Source organism: Streptomyces sp. QH1-20 (genome assembly GCF_041283565.1).
In the GTDB taxonomy this organism is placed as follows: domain Bacteria; phylum Actinomycetota; class Actinomycetes; order Streptomycetales; family Streptomycetaceae; genus Streptomyces; species Streptomyces syringius.
Window position 1 is genome coordinate 7640726 of record NZ_CP166299.1, and the last position, 21030, is coordinate 7661755.

Below are 21030 nucleotides of genomic sequence, written 5' to 3' on the forward strand. Positions count from 1 at the left end.
TCTCGTTCGTACACCGTTAAATCATTGCTAATTCAGGCCATCTGTGTAAGAAGCGAAGGAAAGTTTGCGGTATCTTCTTCGATGTTCCGGGGTTGTGACCGCGCGTCAAGTGTGACGCCGTCACGCTCCCCGTCGAACACCCGTAGACAGGTGGCGGGCTCTGAGACCCGCCTTGCCGCGCACTCCCGCCCTTCTCGTATTCATCCAGACAAGGCCTTCATGCCCGTCCATCAGCTCTCGGACCTCATACGCCACGCCCGTCACCACTCGCCGTTCTACGCCGAGCTCTACGCCGACCTCCCGCCGGACGCGGACCGCCTCGCGGACCTTCCCGTCGTGGACCAGAGCGCGTTCTGGCAAGCCAACACCCTCCAGCACAACCGCGTATTGACCGCGCCCCTCGCCGAAGCGACCGTCTTCAAGACCGGCGGTACCAGTGGTGCGCCGAAGTTCTCCTGCTACACCCGGGAGGAGTGGCGGGAGTTCGTCACTGTTTTCGGCCAAGGTCTGCTCGACGCGGGCCTGCGCCCCGGTCACCGGGTCGCGGACCTCTTCTACGCCGGGGAGCTGTACGCCAGCTTCCTGTTCATCCTCGACTCGCTCGCGCACGCCCCGGTCGACAACGTCCGGCTGCCCATCGGCGGCGGCGCCCCGCTGGAGTCGACGATCCCCACCCTCCATGACTTCGCCGCACAGGTGGTGGCCGGCACCCCGACCACCCTGTGCCGGCTCGCCGAGCACCTGATCTCCATGGACCGTCAGCTCCCCGCCGTGGAGCTGCTGTTCTTCGGCGGTGAGGCGCTCTTCGACGACCAGCGCCGACTGCTGGCCGCCGCCTTCCCCAACGCCGAGGCCCGCTCGCTCGGCTACGCCAGCGTCGACGCCGGACTCCTCGGCTGCCCCGTGCCCGGACCGGACGCGCGGCTGCACCGCGCCTTCACCCCGCACTCCGTCGTCGAGATCCTCGACGAGACCACCGGTGAAGTGATCACCGAGCCGTACCGGCCCGGCCGCGTCGTCGTCACCAGCCTCTTCCGCCGCCTCATGCCGATCATCCGCTACCCCGCGGGCGACCGCGCGGAATGGACGGAGACCGAGGGACACTTCCGTATCCTCGGCCGCGCGGAGGAGGGCGTCCGCGTCGGACCCGTCTCGCTGTACTCGCAGGACGCGCAGGCCGCCGTCACCGCCGCCGACACCCGGGGCCGCGTCATGGGCTCCCAGCTCGTGGTCCGCCGCTGGGACGGCCGCGACGGTCTGATCCTGCGCCTGGCCACCGCACCGGGCGACGACGACCCGGCGGAGCTGGAGGTCCTCGCCAAGGAGATCATCACCGAGCTGTACACGGCCCGGCCGCTGTACTCCGACAGCGAGCACGCCGGATTCGTGCACCCGCTGACGGTCGAGTGGGTGCGCCACCGCGACCTCGCCGTCAACTCCCGCTCGGGCAAGCTCGTCCGCGTCATCGACGAGAGGCCGACCGCATGAGCACCCCGACGACCGACACCGGCCGCACCAGGCCGCTCGTGCTGCGCAATCGCGCGTTCGGCACCGTATGGCTCGGCCAGGTCCTCACCCAGGCCGCGGTGCGGATGTTCCAGGTCGGCGTGTCCTGGTGGCTCGTCGCCTACGCCGTGAGCAGCGGCCGCGGCCTCGCCTCGGGCCTGTTCATGGCGGTCAGCACCCTGCCCGCCGTGACCCTCGCCCCCGTGGTCGCCCGGGCCATCGCCCGCTTCGCGCACCGCTCCCTGCTGCGCACGGCGGCCGGTGCCGCCGGTGCCACCGCGGCGGCGCTCGCCGTCTGGGCCGGCACGAGCGATCTGCCGCTCGCCGCCGCGTACGCCGCGACGCTGGCGCTCGCCACCTGCCAGGCGTTCTTCGACCCCTGTCTGACCACCTCCGTGCCCGAACTCGTCGACGACGAGGACATCGAGGCCGCGACCGGCTTCGAGCTGTCCACCCAGTCGCTGGCCAGCCTCGGCGGGGCCCTGCTCGGCGCCCTGATCGTCGACCGTGCCGGGGTGGCGGGACTCGCGGTCGGCTGCGCCACCGCCTATCTGTGCGCCGCGGCACTCATCGCGACCGCACGCTTCCGCACCTCGCCCACCGAGGGCGCCGAGGCGGCGGAGGCCTCCGGCGAGGGCGCCGAAGCCCGGCGTACGCTCCGACAGGTCCTCGCCGACCTGCCCTTCGTCCGCAGGATCCTGGTCTGCTTCGCCGCGGCCAATCTCTTCACCACCGCCGTCTTCGTCGTCATCCCGCTCTACACCAGGTCGTCCCTCCAGGGCGGTGGCGGCACCGTCGCCCTGCTCGAAGCCTCCCTCGGCGCGGGCACCCTGATCGGCTCCTTCACAGGCGCCCGGGTGCCCGGCCGCCCCACCGTCGTCGGCTCGCTCTGCCTGGGCACGATGGCGCTCGCCCTCGCCCTGCCCGGTCTGATCGCCGAACGGCCCGTCATCGCGGGCTGCCTCGCGGTGGCCGGCTGGTGCGTGGGCGTGATCGGGGTCCGCTTCGTGGCCCTGTTCCAGCGGCTGGTCCCCACCTCCGACAAGCCCGCCTTCTTCGCCGTCATGCAGGCCCTGCTGGGCGCGACGTTCCCCGTGGCCTCGCTGCTGTTCGGCCTGCTCGGAGACCATCTCTCCGCGCAGACGCTGTGCCTGATCCAGGCGGCCGGGCTCGTCCCCGCGGCCTGCGCCCTGGCCCTGCTGCGCGAGCCCGCCACCACGACCGACACCGAGGCCGCGGCGGACGCGCCGGCCCGTGAGAGCCGGCCGATGGCCGATGCGGGGGGAGCGCGATGACCGCCACGATCGAGACGGCGACCCCCGCCGACATCGCCGATCTGCGCCAGCTCTACTACGCCGTCTACGGACCGCACTACCCCGTCGCGCTCGGCACCGACCCCGCCGAGATGTCCCGCCTCATCGCGGACCCGCACTCCCTCTGGCTCGTCGCCCGCTGCCCGCGGACCGGCGGCCTGGCCGGATCGGCGGCCATCCGCGGCGAGGCCGGCAGCCGCACCGGCAAGCTCGAGGGCCTCGCCGTCCACCCCGACCACCGGGCGGCCGGACTGGCCGGGACGCTGACCGAGGCGCTGTGCGCGCGGATGCTGGACACCGGGCGGCTGGACTCGGTGTACGCCACCGTCCGCACCGTCAGCACCGGACCGCAGCGCGTGGTCTCCCGCAACGGCTTCCGTCCCCTGGGCGTCCTGCCCAACGCCGTCGCCCTCAACAGCCGCGAAAGCCTCGCACTCTACGCGCGTCACTCCGCCGGGGTCCTGGACCGACGGCTCCCCGTGCCCGAGGTGCCCGCACCGCTGGCACCCCTGCTGCGCACCGTCGAACGCAGCCTCGGCATCAGCTACGCCCGCACCGAGGCCACCGCCCCGCTCCCCGCGCCCGCCGAACCGACGGCGGCACCGCTGGAGATGATCGAGGCACCGGCCTTCGTCCGCCGCCGCTTCCGCGAGCGCTTCCCCGACGCCGCCCAGTGGTTCTACCCGCTGCACACCCCCAACGTGCTGCTGATGCCCGACGACGGCCGCTTCGAGGTGTACGCCTACCTCAACCGCACCGGGGGCTACTGCGCCCTCGTCGCCGCGCACCCCGGCCCGGCCGACGCGGCCGCGTGGCTGGAGCCCATCACCCGGACCCTCACCCGCGCCGGCGCGGGCTACGTCGAGGCCCTGCTGCCGCTGTCTCAGCACGGCCTGCTCTCCGCCTGCCTCGCCCAGGGCTTCATCCCGAGCGCCCTCTACCCGGCGATGCGCCCTGAAGGCGACGGCTTCACCGACTACGTCGTGATGACCCGGACCACCGAGCAGATCGACTTCCGCGGCCTGGCCGTCGACGAGCCGCTCCAGCCCTATCTGGACGCCTACGTGTCGGCCTGGGCGTCGACCTACCTGCCCACACTCGAGGTTGCCCCATGAATCCGATGAATCCCCACCTCGCTCCCGTCGACGTCCCCGACCCGGCTCTGCTGTCCCGGGTCCAGGAACTGTGCGACCTGACCGACCCCTACGCCGTCGGCCCCGCCGAGGACGAGCTGTTCACCGCGGCCATGGCCGAGATCAACGCCTGGCACAGCGACCGCTCCCCGTTCTTCCGCAGGCTCCACGAGGCCACCGAGGAAACCGCCCCGGCGGGGGAGTTCACCGCCCCGCTCGTGCACGCCAACTTCTTCAAGCGTCACGAGGTGCTGTCCATCCCCCGTGACGACGTCCATCTGCACCTGACCTCCTCCGGCACCACCGGCCAGAAGTCGCAGATGTTCTTCGACGAATGGACCATCCGCTCCGCCCAGCGCATGGTCGCCCGCATCTTCGACCGCAACGGCTGGATCACCCCCGACCAGGAGGTCAACTACCTCCTCTTCAGCTACCAGCCCGCACCCGACCTGAAGCTGGGCACCTCCTTCACCGACAACTACCTCTGCGACTTCGCGCCCGCCCGGCACGTCGAGTACGCCCTGCGCAACACCGGCAACGGGCACGAGTTCGACCCCTTCGGCGTCGTCGCCGCGCTGCGCCGCTACGCCGAGGACGACGTCCCCGTCCGCATCCTGGGCTTCCCCGCGTTCCTCTGGTTCACCCTGGAGCGGATGCGCGCCATGGGACTGCCGCCCCTGACGCTCCCCGAGGGTTCGCTGATCCTCTTCGGCGGCGGCTGGAAGGGCCACGCCGAGAAGCAGATCGGCAAGGACGAGCTGTACGGGCGCATCACCGAGCAACTGGGGGTCCCCTCCGAGCGGATCCGCGACACCTTCGGCTCGGTCGAGCACTGCATTCCCTACATCGAGTGCGACCACCACCGTCTGCACGTCCCCGTCTGGTCCCGGGTGTTCATCCGCTCCACCCGCACGCTCGAGCCGCTGCCGTACGGCGAGACGGGCTATCTGCACCTCGTCTCGCCGTACATCACCTCCGTACCGGCACAGAGCGTCGTCATGGGCGACCTCGCCACGCTGCACCCGGGCGAGGAGTGCGGCTGCGAGCTGGACACCCCCTGGTTCACCCTGCACGGCCGCGCCGGAGTGAGCCGCAACAAGAGCTGTGCGGTGGCCGCCGCCGAACTGATGAAGGGCATGTCGTGATGACCGAAAACGTGCAGCACCACTACTGGCAGGGCACGTTCGTCGACGACGAGGAAGCGGGCCGCCGGCTGGCCGGCCTGTCCGCCACGGTCGAGGCGGCACTGGCCGAGCCGCTGGACACCGAGACCGTCCTGGCCGCCTGCGAGCAGCTCGCGGCCGCCCTGCGCGACGCGGCCCACCCCACCCACGCCCGCCTGGCGAAGCACCTGGCCGAGGGCGAGGACACCACCGTCCTCACCGAACTGGCCGCCTTCCTCAGCCGGCCGGAGCTGACCACGAAGCTCCGGCGCGAGCTCGGCGGCACCAGCCCGCAGCGGCTGAACCGCCCCGACGCCAAGGAGACCGTCTACGAGGCCTGGGCCCCCGTCGGTCTCGTCGCGCACATCGCCCCCGGCAACGCCGCCACCGTCGCGCCGCTCAGCCTCGTCGAAGGACTCCTCGCCGGAAACGTCAACGTCCTCAAGACCAGCAGCGCCGACACCCTCCTCGCCCAGCACCTGCTCGCCGAGCTCGCCGCCCTGGACCCCACGGGCGCCATCGCCGAGCGCGTCATCGTGCTGCGCTTCTCCTCCTCCCGGCAGGACTGGCTGAGCATGATGTGCGCCCCCGCCGACGCCGTGGCGGTGTGGGGCGGCGAGAGCGCCGTCGAGGGCGTGGCGGCCCATGTGCCGCCCGGCTGCCGCCTGGTGGAGTGGGGCCACAAGATCTCCTTCGCCTACCTCACCCGGGACGCCTGGCAGGACCCGGCCGCCCTGGCCGCCCTGGCGACGGACGTCTGCCTGCACGAACAGCAGGCGTGCTCCAGCCCGCAGGTCGTCTACCTCGACACCGAGGACCATGACGAGGTGTTCGCCTTCGCCGAGCGCTTCGCCGCCGTCCTCGGCGGCATGCCGCCCGCCGAGCGCGACACCGCGACGAGCCCCGCCGAGGAGGCCGAGCTCACCACCACCGAGCTCATCGCCCGACTCGAGGAGCACCTGGACCTGACCCGCGTCATCGCCGCCCCCGACGGCTCCTGGCGCGTCATGGCCGACACCCGGCCGGCCCTCACCGCCTCCCCGCTGCACCGCAGCGTGTGGGTCAAGCCCCTGCCGCGCAAGAGGCTCCTCGGCACCCTGCGCCCCATGCGGCGCTATCTGCAGACCGCCGGTATCGCCGGTGACCGCACCGACATCGCGGAGCTGTCCCGCCTCGCCCTGGCCGCCGGGGCCACCCGTGTCACGCCGCTCGGCCGGATGCTCGGCGGCTACTCCGGCGAGCCGCACGACGGTGTCTACGCCCTCCAGCGCTACAGCCGCCGCGTGGCCGTCCAGGCCGACGAGCGCTTCGCCACCACGGCCTGCCTCGACGACCTGACCCGGCCGGCCGCCTTCCCGCCGCCCACCGGGCCGCTGCTCGACAAGGCCGCCGTCCAGAAGCTCAACGACGCCGTCGACCCGCGCGACGCGGAGCTGTACTTCCGCAGCGGCGGCAGCACCGGCAAGCCCGCCCTGTCCCTGTTCAGCTACGACGACTACGACACCCAGATGCGCGCCGCCGCCCGCGGCCTGCTCGCCGCCGGCTACGACCCGGCGCGCGACCGCACCGCCAACCTCTTCTTCTGCGGCGGCATGTACGGCGGCTTCATCAGCTTCTTCTCCATCCTGGAACGGCTGGGCGGCACCCAGATGCCGATGGCGGCCGGCCCCGACCACCGGGTCACCGCCGAGATGCTCGTCACCCACGAGGTGGACACCCTCTTCGGCATGCCCTCCTACCTCTGGCAGCTCCTCCACGACCAGGCGGACCTGCTGCGCTCGTACGGCGGCATCCGCAAGATCTTCTACGGCGGGGAGCACTTCACCGCCGAGCAGCGCCGCGTCCTGACCGAGGACTTCGGCATCGAGACGGTCCGCTCCATCACCTACGGATCCACCGACCTCGGCCCGCTCGGCTACCAGTGCACCGAGTCCACCGGCGGCGTCCACCACCTGCACGCCGACCTGCACACCATGGAGATCCTGCACACCGACGCCGACCGGCCGGTGGAGCCCGGCGAGATCGGCCGCCTGGTGTTCTCCACCCACGCCCGGCGGGGCCAGAACCTGGGCCGGTACGTCATCGGCGACCTCGGCCGCGCCCTGCCCGGCCCGTGTGCCTGCGGCAACAGGTCGCCGCGCTTCGAGCTGCTCGGCCGGGGCGGCGACGTGATGCGTGTGGCGTCGTACTTCCTCAACTACCGGCGCATGGTGGCCATCGCCGAGCAGGACCGCGGCTACAGCGGTGAGCTCCAGGTGGTGCTCACCCGCACCGAGGCCCGCGAACGGCTCACCGTCCGCGTCGAGGCCACGGACACGGCGGAGCTGCGGACGGCCCTCCTGGCGGGCTACGAGGAACTGCGCTCGGCCGTCGACGACCGGCTGCTCGACCTCGTCGTGGAGACGGTCGACGGCGCCGACTTCGCCCGTACGGCGACCAGCGGCAAGCTGCGCGCCGTCGTCGACGACCGGCAGGGCTGAGCCGGCCGGAGGCGGCTTCGGCGGACCGACGGCGGTCCGCCGAAGCCGCCTCCCTCGCCGGTCTCGACTTTGGTCGGCCCAAGTCGAGACTTTGGATGTACGCCCGCGGCGGCCAGGGCTGCTTATGGTGCGGGGATGAGAGCGACAGCGTGGGCCCGTGGCCTGGGGCGACGGGTGACGGAGCCGGACCAGTGGCCCCGGCGGCGGCTGGTGGGGGAGAGCGCGCTGGCCCTGGTGCTCGGGCTGCTCGCCGCGGGACTGGAGGACCTCAGCGGGGCCGGCTGGCCGAGGACGGCCGCCGTCGCGATCGTCGTTGCCGCCCTGTCGCTGCTGCGGCGCGCGCTGCCCACGCCCGTCCTGCTCGCCTCGGGGGCCCTGGCCGGGGTGTCGCCGGGCGGCGTGCTGCTGCTCATGCCGGTCGCCTGGTCCGCCGGGCGGCGGATCGACGGCGTGGTGCGGGCACTGGTGACGTTCACCGCGTCCGGTGTGCTGTGCGTCGGACTCTCCCTCATCGAGAGTCCCCCCACCCCCTCGACCCTGGTCCTCACCACCCTCTTCTTCCTGGTCTCGGTGGTCGTGCCGGGCCTCGCCAGCCGCTACTGGTCCCAGCGGCGCACCCTGCTGCGCGCCCTGCAGGAGCGCAACGCCCAGCTGCTGCGCGAGCGCCAGATGATCGCCGGGCAGGCCAGGATGCGCGAGCGCCAGCGCATCGCCCAGGACATGCACGACAGCCTCGGCCACCAGCTCGCCCTGATCGCCGTGCACACCGGCGCCCTCGAGGTGGACCGGGAGCTGACCGGCCGGCAGCGTGAGGCGGTCGCGGTGCTGCGGGAGGCGTCCGTGGCCGCCATGCACGAACTGCGCGAAGTGGTCGGCATCCTCAAGGACGGCGGTGCGCCGGAGGAGCCGACGGCCCAGGCGGCCTCCCGCGTGGTGGCCGGGATCGAGGCCCTGGTCGAGTCGGCGGCCGCGGCCGGCACCCCGGTGCGGCTCGAACGCTCCGGGGAGCCACGGCCGCTGGCGCCGGCCGCCGACCACGCCGCGTACCGCGTCGCCCAGGAAGGCCTGACCAACGCGTACAAACACGCGCCCGGCGCGCCGATCACCGTCAGCCTGCGCTACGAACCCGACTCGCTGGTGGTGGAGGTCGCCAACGGCCCGGTACCGGGGGAGACCGGGCTGTGGCCCGGGGCGGTCAGCGGCGGGCAGGGGCTCATGGGGCTGCGGGAGCGGGCCCGGCTGGTCGGCGGGATGGTGCACGCCGGGCCGGTGGACGCCGGGGGCTTCCGGCTCGCGGGGGTGCTGCCGTACGAGACGGGGGAGGCGCGGGAGACGACCTTCGGCGACGCGGCGGACGACTTCCGGCAGCAGACCGGTGCCGAGGCTCCCGGCGACGGTGGACCGGTCATCGACTGGTCCGATCCGCGCGAGGAGTTCAAGAACATCATGGGGTCGACGCGACGGAACCACGGCTGTCTGATCGGCTGCGGGGCGGGGGTACTGATCCTGGTCGGCCTCGTGGTGGCCTTGGTGTTCGGCGCGGGCAAGCTGCTGGACGAGGTCGACAAGGCCATGATCGACCCGAGTGTCTACGCGTCGGTGCACGTCGGCGACCCCGAGGAGCGGGTCCGCGAGAAGCTGCCCTCGGGCAAGTCGTTCTTCACCATCGACGCCAAGCGCCAGGCGCCGCCCGAGCCCCCGGGCGCCGGCTGCCTTACGCTGCTGTCCACCGATTCGTCGAAGGGCCTGTCCACCGACACCGTGTACCGGTTCTGCTTCAAGGACGGGAAACTGGTCGAGAAGCGTGAGTTCGACGTCCATAACTGACCCAGCTGGAGATCAGGTGATACGCGTCCTCGTCGCCGACGACGAGCCCCTCATCCGGGCGGGGATCAGGATGATCCTCACGTCCGCCGACGACATCGAGGTCGTCGCCGAGGCGGCGGACGGGCGCGAGGCGGTCGAGCTGGCGCTCCGGCACCGGGTGGACGTCGCGCTGCTGGACATCCAGATGCCCGTCCTGGACGGCCTCTCCGCCCTCGCCGAACTGGGGCGCACGGCCCCCGGCGTACGGGCGTTGATCCTGACCACCTTCGGCGAGCGGGACAACGTCCTGCGGGCGCTGCGGCACGGCGGTGCGGGCTTCCTGCTGAAGGACTCGGCCCCCGGTGAACTCATCGCGGCGGTACGGGCGGCCGCCGCGGGCGATGCGTACCTCTCGCCCGCGGCCACCCGCCATGTGGCGGACGCCCTCGCCGCCGGCCCCGCCGTGTCCCGGTCCGAGGAGGCACGGCGGCGGGTGGCGGTGCTGAGCGACCGGGAGCGCGAGGTGCTGGCGCTGCTGGGCGAGGGGCTGTCCAACGCCGACGCCGGCCGGCGGATCCATATGAGCGAGGCCACCGTGAAGACGTACGTCAGCCGGATCCTCGCCAAGCTCGGCTGCGAGAACCGGGTCCGGGCGGCGCTGCTGGCGCGCGACGCGGGGCTGGGCGTCTGAGCCTTGCCCCTCGGCGGCAACAGGTCTGCTCTTCCGCCCCGGGACACCCGCGCACCCCGGTCCGCGCGCCTTCGGCGCGCGCCGGAGCCCGGCCGGGGGACCGCACCTCACCCCGCCCGTCCCACCCGGTGGCCAGGTGCACGCGCGGGGAAAACATATCGGGGTGCTGCGCGCCCGGCCGCGGGAGCGGGCGCCGGGAGGGAAGGGTGTTCCATGCCAGATATCCGTCTCGAACCCCCACCGGACCGACCTGGACTGCCGGAGTTCCCCGCCACCGTGGAACCCGCGATCCGCGACATCCCGGGTCCCGGCCCGGAGCCGGGCCCGGCCGAGCCCGTCGTCTGCGAACGCGCGGCCGCCCCCATCGGCGAGGAACTGCTGAGCCGGGTCTCGCCCGTGCTGACGACGGACGACCGGGTCCGCGCCGCGCTGGACGGCCGTCGCTACGCCCTCCTCGGCGCGAGCGCCCTCACCGACGACAAGCACCGGGCCACCCCCGCGATTCTCGTCCTCGCCTACGACTACACGGGCGGGCGGACCCTGGAGATCACCCTCGACGACGGCGCGCCGCCCACGGTCGCCGGCCTGGTGGAGAGCTCCGCCCAACCCGGCCTGTCGGACGCCGAGATCGCGCGTGCGGTGACGCTCGCCCGGACCCACCCCGAGGTCGCCCGGCGGGCCACGCCCGACTGCGTCCCCATGGTGCTGCTCACCAGCGACGTCGCCGAGGGCGACGAGCACTACGGCCACCGCCGGGCCTATGTCGGGTTCGGCCTGCCCGACGAGCGGCTGCCGCGGGTCCGGGTCATCGTGGACCTCGGCGAGGAGCGGGTGCTCGGCGCGGGGGGTGACGGCGATGAGTGAGACGGGGCATGTCGTGTGGCCCGGTGCCGCGAATCCGCTGTGGGTCTTCGACTGGCGGCTGGCGGACGCGCCCGACGAAGAGGGCATCGTGATCCTGGCCGCCGCGTACCGGGGGCACCGGGTGTTCTCGAAGGCGAGCCTGCCCTCGCTGCGGGTGCAGTACCACGGGCCCTGCGGCCCGTTCAAGGACCCCCTCAACTACGACAACGCCCATCCGACGACCCGTTGCCCCCGGAGCCGGGTGTGCGTCTACTCCTACACCGGCGCCGGGCGGCGCGCCCTGAGCGTGGAGTCGTACCACACCATCGGCGCCTACCGGCTGACGCACCGCTGGACCTTCTGGGAGCACGGTGTGGTGATGCCCCGGCTCTTCAGCGCGGGTCTCCAGTGCCACTACGACCACCGCCATCACACCTACTGGCGGTTCGACTTCGACATCGACAACAGCCGGCGCGACCTGCTGCTGGAATACAACACCTACACCGCCGACGAGGGATGGGGAGCCGGCTGGCACCCCTTCCGCACCGAGACCAAGAGGGTGAAGAATCCGCCCTCCCGGCGCAGTTGGGCCGTCCTCGACCGGGACAGCCGGCGCGGCTACCATCTGCTGCCCGGCGCGAACGACGGCGTCGCCAACGCCTTCTCCTCCTCCGATCTGTGGCTGCTGCGCCACCGCGCGAGCGAGGACCGCTACGGCAGGCAGGGCGGGGCCCACTCCGACGGGCTCGACGCGTATGTCAACGGCGAGAACACCGACGGGCAGGACGTGGTGGTCTGGTACTGCGGGCACCTCTTCCACCGCGTCCACGAGGGCGGTGACGACTGGCACAGCGTCGGCCCCGACCTCGTGCCCTTCGGCCCCTGGTGACGGCACGGCGCCCACCCCCAAGTGCCCCGCGACGCCCACGGGCCGGGTGCCCGGGAGGAGACGAACTCCTCCCGGGCACCCGGCCCGATCGTCGGGGTGGCCCCGGGGCTCAGTGCCCCTTGGCCCGTGGTGCCGTGGACACCGATCCCTGGCCGCCTCCGAGCTTCCACTCCCGGTGCAGCGAACCGAGGGGAATGCGCTTCTCGAAGATCGGCGTGCCGAATATCCGCAGCTGCGCCTGGAGCGCGCCCGACAGGTCGAACCCGCCGAACGCCGCCCACCTGCCGGTGGCGGAGGCGGTGCCGTCGCTCGCGCCGGTGGCGCTGCCCTCGGCCTCGGCCCGCAGATACGGGGCGAGTTCGGCGTTGACACCCGCCATGCCGTACAGCCCGACGGCCGCCTCGGCGCCGAGCGTGGCCTTCACCTGGCCCGCGGCGGTCGCCGTCGCGACCACCGGGGTGGCCTTCAGACCGGACTTCGAGACGGGGCTCCAGCCCTTGCCCCGGGTGTAGTCGCCGCCGACCCGGAAGTCGCCCTTGACGCTCTGCTTGACGTCGACACCGATCCGGCCGTCACCGTCCACCTGGAGGTAGCAGGTGAGGTCGACGTTCACGACGACCGGTACCGGACCCACCTGGATGACGGGGGCGGCGTGCAGCTTCGCGAACGGCAGCCGCAGCGGCTTGCCGTCCTTGGTGGACCCGGCGGCCTGTCCCTTCAGCTCCCACTGCGAGGACCAGTCACCGGAGAGCCCCAGGGACGCGGTGCCGGGTGAACCCGCGGAGCCGAACCCGCCGCCGTTGTAGGAGAAGTCGACCTCGGGGGCCAGCTGGACGAAGCCCGCCACCGACGCCTCGGCGGACACCGGGGCGCCCTTGGCCGTGGGGACCGAGGCTCCGACGTCGATCCGCAGGCTGCCCAGCGGCACCTTCCCGCCCTTGGGCCCGAACCGGACGTCACCCGTCTTCGCCCAGGAGACCTTCGTCCCCCGCAGCAGCGGCTCGACCTTCATGGCGGCCGGGTCGACGGGCACCTTGCCGTCGGCCTTGGCGTCGCCCAGCAGGGCACCGAGCGTCGCCGGGGCCGTATTGACCTCGGTGCCCTGCTCGGTCTTCCCCAGCACCTTGGTGACCTTGGCGAGCACACCGTTGGGCGCGCCGGGGGCGGGCGCGCTCGCGATGACGTCACCGACGGCCACGGCCGACTTCGGGGGTGCCGCCTCGGTCGGCGAGGTGTGACCCGCCGTGGGCTTCTTCGGGGCGTCCGACGCACCGGAGATGACGGCCCGTCCGCTCTTGCGGTCGAACGAGGCGATCTTCAGCGAGGACTTCTGTGCCTGACGGCCGCCGCCGGAGGGACGGGCCACGGCGCTCGGGGCACCGGCCGCACGGGCCGGCGCCGCCTGGACGGCGAGCTGCGGGGCGGGGGCCGCCGCCGGGGAGGCGCCGCCCTTCGGCTCCGCGTCGCCACCCGCCGCGGCGGGGGAGGGGGAGGCGGCCGAACACCCGGCGACGAGCAGGGACGCGGCGGCGAGAGCGGGCAGTAAAGCGGTACTTCTGTGGGTCTTGCGCAAAATGGGATCCTCGGAAGCGTGAGGTGGGGGCAGGCCGCGGGGAATCGACACCCGCGGATTGCGTCACACGGCTGCGGGCGGGTGATGTACCCGCCGGTAATGATCCGCATGATCATGCCACGCGCACGCCGACGACCGCCCCGCTTCCCCCGGCACCGGGGCGATGATCTGGATCACACATCCCGCGGACGACGCGTCAACTCCCCGCGCGGACAGGCCCGGCGGGCCACGGCCTCTCCTGAGGGCCCCGGCCCGTCCCTCACCTCCGGGACGGCGGCTTCCACGGACTGACGCCGACCTTGCCGGTGGTGCCCAGGTCGATCCCGGAGGCCGGCTTCACCGTCTGCCAGGGCTCCCCGTCGGCCGGGGCCACCTGAAGGTACGTGGCGCGCACGGCGGCCCCTGCCGGATCCGTCGCGGTGTTCCGCCACAACAGAGCTGCCACGGCCTTCTCCCCGGGCCGCAGGGTCACCGCCGGCGGGGTCGCGTCGCCGGTGGTGGTGACGGAGGAGGGCCCCTCGGTGACCGTGACGTCGATCCGCTCGCGGTCGCCGTCCAGGACCCGGACCACCGGAGAGCCCTTCACGGTGTAGGGCCGCGCACCGCAGTTGACCATCTCCAGGGTCAGCGAACGCAGTCCCATGGCACCGTCGACGGGACCTGCCCCGATCTCGACGCACGGCTCGGGAGGGGCCGCGTCCGTCGTCGGCGCGGCCGAGGGGGAGGCGGTGCAGGCGGCGAGAAGAGCGGTCACGGCGACCGGCGCGGCCGTTCGCCCGAGGCGGCGCGCCCGGCGCACCGCGGCCCAGATCGTGTTCACCCGCCGATCGTCCCACGTCCCCGCGCACCCGGCTCACGCCAGCAGCAGCGCCCGGTCCCAACGGGTCACCGGGGCGGTGTCGGTGGCGAAGGTGTGCAGCGCGAGTGCCGCCCCCGCCGCGCCGGTGAGGAAGCCCGCGGGGTCGCTGACGGTGCCGGCGTCCGGCAGCGGGGGCCGCAGACCGAAGGGTTGGTCGGGGGCCGCCAGCTCCAGGACGCGGTCGGCGAGCCACGGCAGCCACGCGCGCAGTCGCGGGTCCCCGGTGTCGTCCGCCATGCGCCAGGTGGCCTGCAGGACACCGGCCCAGCCATGGCACAGCCCCGCGTCCGTCAACCCCGCCCCGGCCGGCCCGCCCTGGGCGTGCCGGGCGCGCGAGAGCGCCGCGTGCCAGGCGCCGACCGCGGCGCGGCGCCACTCGGGCACGTCCAGCGCGCTCCCCGCCAGATACAGCGCCCTGGCGATCCCCACGGTTCCGTAGCACCACGACGCCCGGCCCGGTGCGCTCTCGTTGGCGGTCACGGCACCGCCGGGCGCCAGGACCAGCGTGCGGGGCCACCAACCCCCCTCCTCGTCCCGCCGCTCGATGTCCATCAGCCACTCGGCGAGCACCCGGATGGCCCGCTCCTGCCCGGGCACGACCACCCCGTGCCGCCAGGCCAGGGCCAGCAGGGCCAGCGGGCCGGGCGCGCCGTGCGCCAGGCCGACGTTGGCGTGGCCGGTCTCCGGGGCCGTCGGCGCGTAACCGGCGGAGTGCTGGGCGGTCCACCAGCCCGGCAGCGAACGCCCGTCGAGCCGCAGCGGCACGGCCAGCCCCGTCAGTGCCGTCAGGACCTCCGCCAGTGCCTCGCCATTGCCCTCGGCACCGTCCTGCCGGCCGTCGAGCAGATGCGCGCCCAGACCTGCCAGCCCCGAGATGACGTCGTACGTCCCGACGCTCACGCACTCCCCGCCGAGCGGGCGGCGCCGTCCTTCCCAGGCGGCGAGCCCCTGGGCGAACGCCCGGACGTGTCCGGCGAGCCGCGCCGCGGCCCGGCCCCCGCGCCCGGAGACCAGCTCGGCACGGCACATGGCGAAGGACAGCGCGGGGATGCCCAGGTACAGCCCCGGAGCCGACGGAGGGGTGGCACCCGACGCGTCCTTGGCGTGGGCGACCGCGTCGGCCAGCCACCGGTGCGCGGTGCCCAGGGCGCCGTCCGCCACCCGCCCGCGCTCCAGGTGCAGCAGCGCGATGCCCGGCGCACCGTCGCTCAAGGTGAGCGTCCGCGACGGCCCCTCGGTGGTCGGCAGCAGCGCCCGGACGCGGTCCGGGTCGGCGAGCCGCCCGGCGATGTCGGCGGAGAGGGCCGCCGCCCTGTCCCGTGTGCTCATGCCCGCTCCCGCTCCCGGCCGATGTGCGCCCGTACCGCCAGGTGCGCCAGGGCGAGCGACTCCTCCTCGGCACTGCGGGCCGTTCCCACGAGCCGGTTGTGATGCATGTGCAACAGGGACGTCAGCACCGTGTCGCCCTCGGCCCACGCCGCCTCGCCGAGACCGCGCAGCCGGGCCCCGTACGCGGCGACGGCCGGGCCCCGCAGCTCCCAGGCGCGCAGCACCTGCGCCCCGCCCGGCCGCCGGGCCAGCTCCGTCCACCGGCCGTCCGGATCGACGAGCCGCCGCGCCTCCTGCCGCAGGGCGGTCGGCGCCGCCCGGTGCCCGAGCGGGCCCGCGCCGGCCGCCAGCCGGTACGCCGCCTCACGGTGGCCGGGGCCGCCGGTGCCGGGGAAGAAGCGGTGGGCCAGGTCCAGGTAATTGGCCGCGGCCAGCAGCCGCGGGTCGATGTCCAGGGCGCCTTCGCGGAGCAGGGCCACCTGCTCCAGACACGCCCGGCTGTCCGCGTCGAAGGCCGCCTCGGCGTCCGCCATCACTTCGGGCCCGCCGTAGCGCTCCCACTCGGGTTCGTAGGTGTCGAGCACCATGCGCGCGCACCACCCCTGCCGCCGCAACTCGTCGGCCCACCGCCCCAGGAGGGGCAGCAGCCGGCCGCCGAGGACCTCCGGGGTGCCGTGGAAGCGCAGCCGCAGATGGGGCGCGGGGTCGCTGTAGCGGAGGAAGTGCCAGCGGTCCGCCCCCTCGGGCAGCCGGCTCAGCAGGCCGGGGAGCCGCCGGGCCAGCAGGGTGTCCTGGTGTTCGGCGGCGCAGTACAGCTTGGCGTAGAGCCACCGCGACCCCGGGCCGTGGACCGGGTGCGGACGGACCAGGCCGATGACCGGCGGCCGGTCCGTGCCGGCGGTGGTCCGGACGAGCGGGAAGGCGACCTCGGTGGGCCGCCCCGCGGACCAGCCGTGGCCGTACGCACCCGCTGCGGGCAGCTCCTGGAGGAACGCCCCGGGGCGGCGCTGCCACTCGTGCCGCAGCAACTCCAGATGCCCCGGGTCCGTCAGATCGAGGGCGATGCGATGGTCGGCGTACACCGAGGCGACCTCGTCGGGCACCCCCGCCCTGGCGCGCCAGGCGGCGAACCGCCGCCGCCAGGTGCCGGGTGGTGTGGTGGGCGTGCCGAGCGCGGGATCGGCGGGCCGCCAGCGAGCCGGGGCCAGCACGGTCCGCCCGTAGCGCACGCGCGGCAGGAAGGGCAGGGCGGCGGCCGTGCCCCAGTCCCACCCCGGCCACGCGGCCTCGCCGCCACGCTGGATCTCCTCCAGGAAACGGGCCACGTCGGGGGCGTTGCCCGGGGGCAGCACCATGGTCGGCAGCGTGGGGACGACCTCGCGTCCCAGCGTGGTCGACACCAGGGCCAGCCGCCGGTGGTCCGCCACCACGGCCAGCTCCGCGAGGCCCAGGGCACGCGGGGAGCCGCGGTCGGCGAACGCGGACACGGTGATGGTGTGATCGAGCCACCCGGGGACCTTGGAGACGTTCGCGGCCCTGCCCGTGCGCGGCGAGAAGCCCAACTGGGCGCGGACGGCCGCCGGATTGCGGGTCGGGACGGACCGCAGGACGCGCCCGAAGTCCTCGGCGGCCTCGCCCAGCACATGGGCGAACCGCCCGGCGACCGCCCCCGCGACCCCGGACACCCCGCCCACGATCAGCCGGAACTCGCCCTCGGCCATGGCCGGCACGGAGTCCGCCAGCACCTCGGCCAGCAGGTCGAACGACGGCGGCGGGCCGGGGTCGTCCTCCGGGGCGGGCCCGGCGGTCGCTCCGCGGAGTTCGGCCAGTAGTTCGTCGTCGAGCAGGAGCTCGCGCCGCGAGGCCATGGCCGCCTCCTGGGCCCAGGCCAGCAGCAGCCGGTCGCGGGCGCCCACCCCTTCGTCGCCGCCACCGCCCGGACGGCCGCCGGGTGTGCGGGCGGCGCCGTACCCGTCGGGTGCGCCCAGCCCGCGCGCGGGGTCGAGCAGTTCCAGCAGCGGAACCGATCTGCCCGTGCCGTACCGCTGAAGGAACCTCGCGTGGAAGTCGCGTAAATGACGGGGCTCCGGCCGGCCCGCGGACAAGCCCACCAGTGCCCGCGCCGCGCGTTCCGCTTCATCCCGTACGACGTCCGGCAGACGGACGTCGGCGTCCAGCGCCAGATCGACCTGCACCGGACGCTCGGCGGGCCGAAGGGCGCGCATGCGGTCCGTCACGGCCGTCAGCGCCCCTCCGCCCCGGCCGACGGGTGCGGCGGCGTAGGCCGCCAGCCCGCTCCGGATGTCGATCAGTTCGTCGACGATCCGGCGGCTGTCGGGCGAGAGGGAATCGCTGTGCCCGGCCAGCAGGCCGAGGACGTCCTCCACCGGGTCGCCGTCGTCCAGCGGCGGCCGCAGTCCGGTGAGCAGCAGGCCGAGGCGGACGAGCTCGGCAGCCATCCGCGCCACGGTGTCCGTGGCCACGCCGGGATGGTCCTCGCCCAGCAGTTTGACCAGATCGGGCCAGGCGACGGGGGTCGCGGCCAGCTCGAAGGCGCGGCGCACGGGCTCGGTGTGACGTACCGACACCTCCTGGGTGCCCGTACCGTCCCGGTGCGGTCCCTCACCCTGGTCCTGTGCCGGGACGAAGGGCAGGACGAGCCGGTCGCCGCGGACCGTGCACAGATCATTGGCGGTGACGTCCAGGAGGGCCAGGACGGCGGGGTCGCGTTCCAGACGCGCGACGACGTCGAAGAGCCAGCCCATGTCCGCCCGGGCGGCCTTGGTGTGTGCCGAGCCCCAGCGTGCCCGGGGGACGGGGCCGAAACCGGCGGTGGTCACTCCGGCCATGATGCCGAAGGGGGTGGCCCGGCCGCTCATCCGCAGCTGATAGCGCGTCACCGCGCGGGCCGCCCGGCGTGTCTCCTTGGGGGAGAGGGGCTGCCCCGCCGCGGCCTTGTCCAGGACACGGGCCAGGGACGGGCTGGCCAGGGCGATGGCCTCATGGAACAGATCGTCGGCCGCGGCCTGCCGCAGCCGGGCCAGGTCCCCCGGATCCGGGCTCCCCGCCTCGGCGCCCGGAGGGCGGACGGCCGCCCGGAGAAGGACGGTGTCGGCACAGGCGAACCCCGCGGCCCCGTCCCCGTTGTCCCTGCCTGGCACCCGCAACACCTTCGCCTCCCCTTCGCCGCCGCTCGTACCCCCGCTCCCCGGCTGTGGGTGAGGTGCCGGTGCCGGGAGCGACCCGGCGACCCCACCCATGCGCCATGGGGGCGGACTAGCAGATGCAGCCCGTGTCGGGGTTGCAGACCCGACCGGTGATCGGGGTGGGGAACGAGACAAAGCCGAGCGCGTCCGCGGCCCCGGTCTCGTCGAAGGACGGCACGGCGATCTCTTCCACATCAAGATCGAACAGGTTCTCCATGGGAACTCCTCCTCATTGCCGATGTCCGGTGTCCCGGGCGGCTTCGCGACCGTCTCAGCCGCTGCCCGGACCGGTTACGCCGGACTCTAGGAGCGGCCCGTCAACCTTCGATCAACGCCGGATCAACGGTGCCGGCCCGGCGGTGATCCGGGAGGGAGCGGACGGGCGGGCGTCCGCCCGGCGGCGAGCGGGTGCGCCCGGCCGCACCGCGACGCGCCGGACCGGGAGTGCCCCGGCGCCGGGGGCGGCCTGCCAAGGTCGGATCTGTGCCGACCCGGCGGGAGATGAGGGAGACATGGACGACATCATCGAGACGAGAGCCCCGGGGCAGGACCGCTGCCCGCCCCTCGCCACGGTGCCCCGGGCCGAACCGGTCACCATCCGTCTGCCCCCGCTGGGGCGCCATCTCGTGGCCACCCGGCATCCACAGGCTGCCGAGGTCTCCGCGCGGGTGCTGGAGTGGGCGGGCCGGCATCTGACGTTCCTGCCGTTGTCCGACGAGGACCTGCGGTATTCCCTGCGGCCGGTCGTCTCGTTCCCGGAGTGGGCCTACCCCTCGGCGTCCGTGGAACGGTTCGCCGATCTGTCCGCCTTCACCACCTACTTCTTCGCCGTCGACGACACCCTCGACACTCTCCGGGGCGGCGACGACAGGGGCAACGGCGGCGGCGACGAGACCGGCGGTCACCGTGAGTTGATCCGTTCGGCCGTCGACGCCTGTGTCCGCGCGCACCACGGCGAGCCGGACCTCACCTCGCCCTGGGTCGCGGCCTACGCCGACGTCCTCGACGGTGTCCGGCGCCGGATGACCCCCGAGCAGTACACCCGGCTGACATCGGTGTGCGAGGAATGGTTCGAGGCCTGCGTCCGCGGGCTCGACGCGCCCCTGAAGGACCCGGATCTGGAGACCTATGTCGCCGACCGGCTGCTGACCGCCGCGGCCGAGGCGGCCTTCGGCCTGGTGGAGTACGCCACCGCCACGGACGTCGCCGGGCTGCGTCGGGCGGACGCCGACCTGGCGGCCGTCTGCCGGGCGAGCGGACGCTTCGGCGTCCTGGTCAACGACCTGTTCTCCTACCGGCGCGACCTCTTCTCCGGTGGCCCGGTGGTCAACGCCGTCACCGTGCTCAGGCGGAGCGAGGGCCTCGGTCTGCAGGGCGCCGTCGACCGCCTGTGCGAGGAGCTGGTCGCCGCCGAAGCGGCTCTCCACACGGCTCACGACAAGGTCCTGGCCGGCCCGCTGGGGGAGCGCCCCGATGTCAGGGCCTTCCTGAAGGGGATGCTGGAGATGACCGCGGGCAATCTCCGGTTCTCCGCCACCACGCCCCGCTATCACGGCGTCCGGCTGAACCTCGATCCGCACGAGGGCAGCATCCTGCGGCTGACCGCCGAGCGCACGCTGGTCCTGTCGGTGGAGGAGCGCGCCGGGTGAGGGCAGTGAGCGGGCCCGGCAGGGCCCGCTCACCACACGGTCGGTGGGAGACGGGCCGCCGGGCCCGCCCGCCGTCAGGCCGCGACCGAGCTGGCCCAGTCGTTGTAGGAGCCGAGGTTGGCGCTGTAGGACTTGGTGGAGAGGCTGATCTGGCCGCCGGTGCCGCCGGTGCCTCCGGCGAGCCAGGACCAGGAGTCCGTCTGGTTGTTGCGCCAGGAGGACGTCTGGTTGTCGAAGCCGTACTCGTTGAGGTTGTGCCAGTAGTAGTCGTTGAAGATCAGTCGGCGCCCGCCGCCGTTGCTGTGCTCGTACAGGCACGTCCACCCGCTGGCGCACGCCGGGATCAGGATCGAGGGGTCCTTGGCGCCGGTGACGAGCGGGTCCGTGGCCCGGGAGTAGCCGAGTGCCTTGTTGTCTGGTGTCATGCGACCTTTCGGGCATGCACAGCGACTACCTGCGGGACGAAACTGGGGAGTGCAGGCGGTAAGGACGGCGTGTGAAATTCGATCTTGCGGTTCCCGTGTCGGTGCCTGACAACACGGGCGCGCGGACGTCAGCGGTCATCTGGTCATTTGTTCGCTGTCCGTAGC

The 21030-nt window shown here is 73.5% G+C and carries 16 protein-coding genes; 10 read left to right on the forward strand and 6 right to left on the reverse strand.

Annotation, left to right across the window (positions count from 1 at the left end; translation table 11 throughout):
* Positions 1-219: 219 nt before the first annotated feature.
* The 9 genes from AB8O64_RS33680 to AB8O64_RS33720 all read left to right on the forward strand — a co-directional run bounded on the left by AB8O64_RS33680 (position 220) and on the right by AB8O64_RS33720 (position 11824).
* Positions 220-1488, forward strand: coding sequence for a phenylacetate--CoA ligase family protein (locus tag AB8O64_RS33680; protein ID WP_370423458.1), 1269 nt, complete (start codon positions 220-222; stop codon positions 1486-1488).
* The gene (locus AB8O64_RS33685) at positions 1485-2801 is read left to right on the forward strand and encodes an MFS transporter (protein ID WP_370423459.1); all 1317 of its coding nucleotides are present in this window, start codon (positions 1485-1487) and stop codon (positions 2799-2801) included. The genes AB8O64_RS33680 and AB8O64_RS33685 overlap by 4 nt, the downstream gene beginning before the upstream one ends.
* Complete coding sequence (locus AB8O64_RS33690) at positions 2798-3934, forward strand: GNAT family N-acetyltransferase (protein WP_370423460.1); 1137 nt, start codon at positions 2798-2800, stop codon at positions 3932-3934. The genes AB8O64_RS33685 and AB8O64_RS33690 overlap by 4 nt, the downstream gene beginning before the upstream one ends.
* Before the next feature lie 5 nt (positions 3935-3939).
* A complete protein-coding gene (locus AB8O64_RS33695) occupies positions 3940-5097 on the forward strand; it encodes an acyl-protein synthase (protein WP_370424053.1) in 1158 nt (385 codons plus the stop codon).
* The gene (locus AB8O64_RS33700) at positions 5097-7595 is read left to right on the forward strand and encodes an aldehyde dehydrogenase family protein (RefSeq protein WP_370423461.1); all 2499 of its coding nucleotides are present in this window, start codon (positions 5097-5099) and stop codon (positions 7593-7595) included. Before AB8O64_RS33695 ends, AB8O64_RS33700 begins: the two co-directional genes overlap by 1 nt.
* 135 nt (positions 7596-7730) lie before the next feature.
* Positions 7731-9422, forward strand: coding sequence for a sensor histidine kinase (locus AB8O64_RS33705; protein WP_370423462.1), 1692 nt, complete (start codon positions 7731-7733; stop codon positions 9420-9422).
* A 16-nt stretch (positions 9423-9438) separates the two neighbouring features.
* The gene (locus AB8O64_RS33710; protein WP_370423463.1) at positions 9439-10092 is read left to right on the forward strand and encodes a response regulator; all 654 of its coding nucleotides are present in this window, start codon (positions 9439-9441) and stop codon (positions 10090-10092) included.
* A 213-nt stretch (positions 10093-10305) separates the two neighbouring features.
* Positions 10306-10956: a hypothetical protein gene (locus AB8O64_RS33715; protein ID WP_370423464.1), complete on the forward strand. Its 651-nt coding sequence runs from the start codon at positions 10306-10308 to the stop codon at positions 10954-10956.
* Entirely contained in the window at positions 10949-11824 is an 876-nt protein-coding gene (locus tag AB8O64_RS33720) for a hypothetical protein (protein ID WP_370423465.1), read from the forward strand. Before AB8O64_RS33715 ends, AB8O64_RS33720 begins: the two co-directional genes overlap by 8 nt.
* 109 nt (positions 11825-11933) lie before the next feature.
* On the opposite strand, the gene AB8O64_RS33725 is transcribed toward AB8O64_RS33720, so the two are convergent.
* The 5 genes from AB8O64_RS33725 to AB8O64_RS33745 all read right to left on the reverse strand — a co-directional run bounded on the left by AB8O64_RS33725 (position 11934) and on the right by AB8O64_RS33745 (position 19008).
* Positions 11934-13397, reverse strand: a complete 1464-nt coding sequence (locus tag AB8O64_RS33725; protein ID WP_370423466.1) for a hypothetical protein — start codon at positions 13395-13397, stop codon at positions 11934-11936.
* A 259-nt stretch (positions 13398-13656) separates the two neighbouring features.
* A complete protein-coding gene (locus AB8O64_RS33730; RefSeq protein WP_370423467.1) occupies positions 13657-14217 on the reverse strand; it encodes a DUF4232 domain-containing protein in 561 nt (186 codons plus the stop codon).
* A 33-nt stretch (positions 14218-14250) separates the two neighbouring features.
* Positions 14251-15585, reverse strand: a complete 1335-nt coding sequence (locus AB8O64_RS33735) for a lanthionine synthetase C family protein (protein WP_370423468.1) — start codon at positions 15583-15585, stop codon at positions 14251-14253.
* On the reverse strand, positions 15582-18746 hold the full coding sequence (locus AB8O64_RS33740) for a lantibiotic dehydratase (protein WP_370423469.1): 3165 nt from the start codon (positions 18744-18746) through the stop codon (positions 15582-15584). The genes AB8O64_RS33735 and AB8O64_RS33740 overlap by 4 nt, the downstream gene beginning before the upstream one ends.
* Before the next feature lie 115 nt (positions 18747-18861).
* On the reverse strand, positions 18862-19008 hold the full coding sequence (locus tag AB8O64_RS33745; RefSeq protein ID WP_184731863.1) for a hypothetical protein: 147 nt from the start codon (positions 19006-19008) through the stop codon (positions 18862-18864).
* Positions 19009-19303: 295 nt separating this feature from the next.
* On the opposite strand from AB8O64_RS33745, the gene AB8O64_RS33750 reads away from it, so the two are divergent.
* The gene (locus tag AB8O64_RS33750) at positions 19304-20440 is read left to right on the forward strand and encodes a hypothetical protein (RefSeq protein ID WP_370423470.1); all 1137 of its coding nucleotides are present in this window, start codon (positions 19304-19306) and stop codon (positions 20438-20440) included.
* A 74-nt stretch (positions 20441-20514) separates the two neighbouring features.
* On the opposite strand, the gene AB8O64_RS33755 is transcribed toward AB8O64_RS33750, so the two are convergent.
* Positions 20515-20865, reverse strand: a complete 351-nt coding sequence (locus tag AB8O64_RS33755; RefSeq protein WP_370423471.1) for a peptidase inhibitor family I36 protein — start codon at positions 20863-20865, stop codon at positions 20515-20517.
* Positions 20866-21030: the final 165 nt, after the last annotated feature.

What these genes read in the sequence shown, in the direction of transcription:
- AB8O64_RS33715 (WP_370423464.1), top strand. Translation starts at nt 10,306, where the DNA reads ATGCCAGATATCCGTCTCGAACCCCCACCGGACCGACCTGGACTGCCG.
- AB8O64_RS33755 (WP_370423471.1), bottom strand. Translation starts at nt 20,865, where the DNA reads ATGACACCAGACAACAAGGCACTCGGCTACTCCCGGGCCACGGACCCG.
- AB8O64_RS33690 (WP_370423460.1), top strand. Translation starts at nt 2,798, where the DNA reads ATGACCGCCACGATCGAGACGGCGACCCCCGCCGACATCGCCGATCTG.
- AB8O64_RS33695 (WP_370424053.1), top strand. Translation starts at nt 3,940, where the DNA reads ATGAATCCCCACCTCGCTCCCGTCGACGTCCCCGACCCGGCTCTGCTG.
- AB8O64_RS33705 (WP_370423462.1), top strand. Translation starts at nt 7,731, where the DNA reads ATGAGAGCGACAGCGTGGGCCCGTGGCCTGGGGCGACGGGTGACGGAG.
- AB8O64_RS33700 (WP_370423461.1), top strand. Translation starts at nt 5,097, where the DNA reads ATGACCGAAAACGTGCAGCACCACTACTGGCAGGGCACGTTCGTCGAC.
- AB8O64_RS33750 (WP_370423470.1), top strand. Translation starts at nt 19,304, where the DNA reads ATGGACGACATCATCGAGACGAGAGCCCCGGGGCAGGACCGCTGCCCG.
- AB8O64_RS33745 (WP_184731863.1), bottom strand. Translation starts at nt 19,008, where the DNA reads ATGGAGAACCTGTTCGATCTTGATGTGGAAGAGATCGCCGTGCCGTCC.
- AB8O64_RS33680 (WP_370423458.1), top strand. Translation starts at nt 220, where the DNA reads ATGCCCGTCCATCAGCTCTCGGACCTCATACGCCACGCCCGTCACCAC.
- AB8O64_RS33720 (WP_370423465.1), top strand. Translation starts at nt 10,949, where the DNA reads ATGAGTGAGACGGGGCATGTCGTGTGGCCCGGTGCCGCGAATCCGCTG.
- AB8O64_RS33685 (WP_370423459.1), top strand. Translation starts at nt 1,485, where the DNA reads ATGAGCACCCCGACGACCGACACCGGCCGCACCAGGCCGCTCGTGCTG.
- AB8O64_RS33735 (WP_370423468.1), bottom strand. Translation starts at nt 15,585, where the DNA reads ATGAGCACACGGGACAGGGCGGCGGCCCTCTCCGCCGACATCGCCGGG.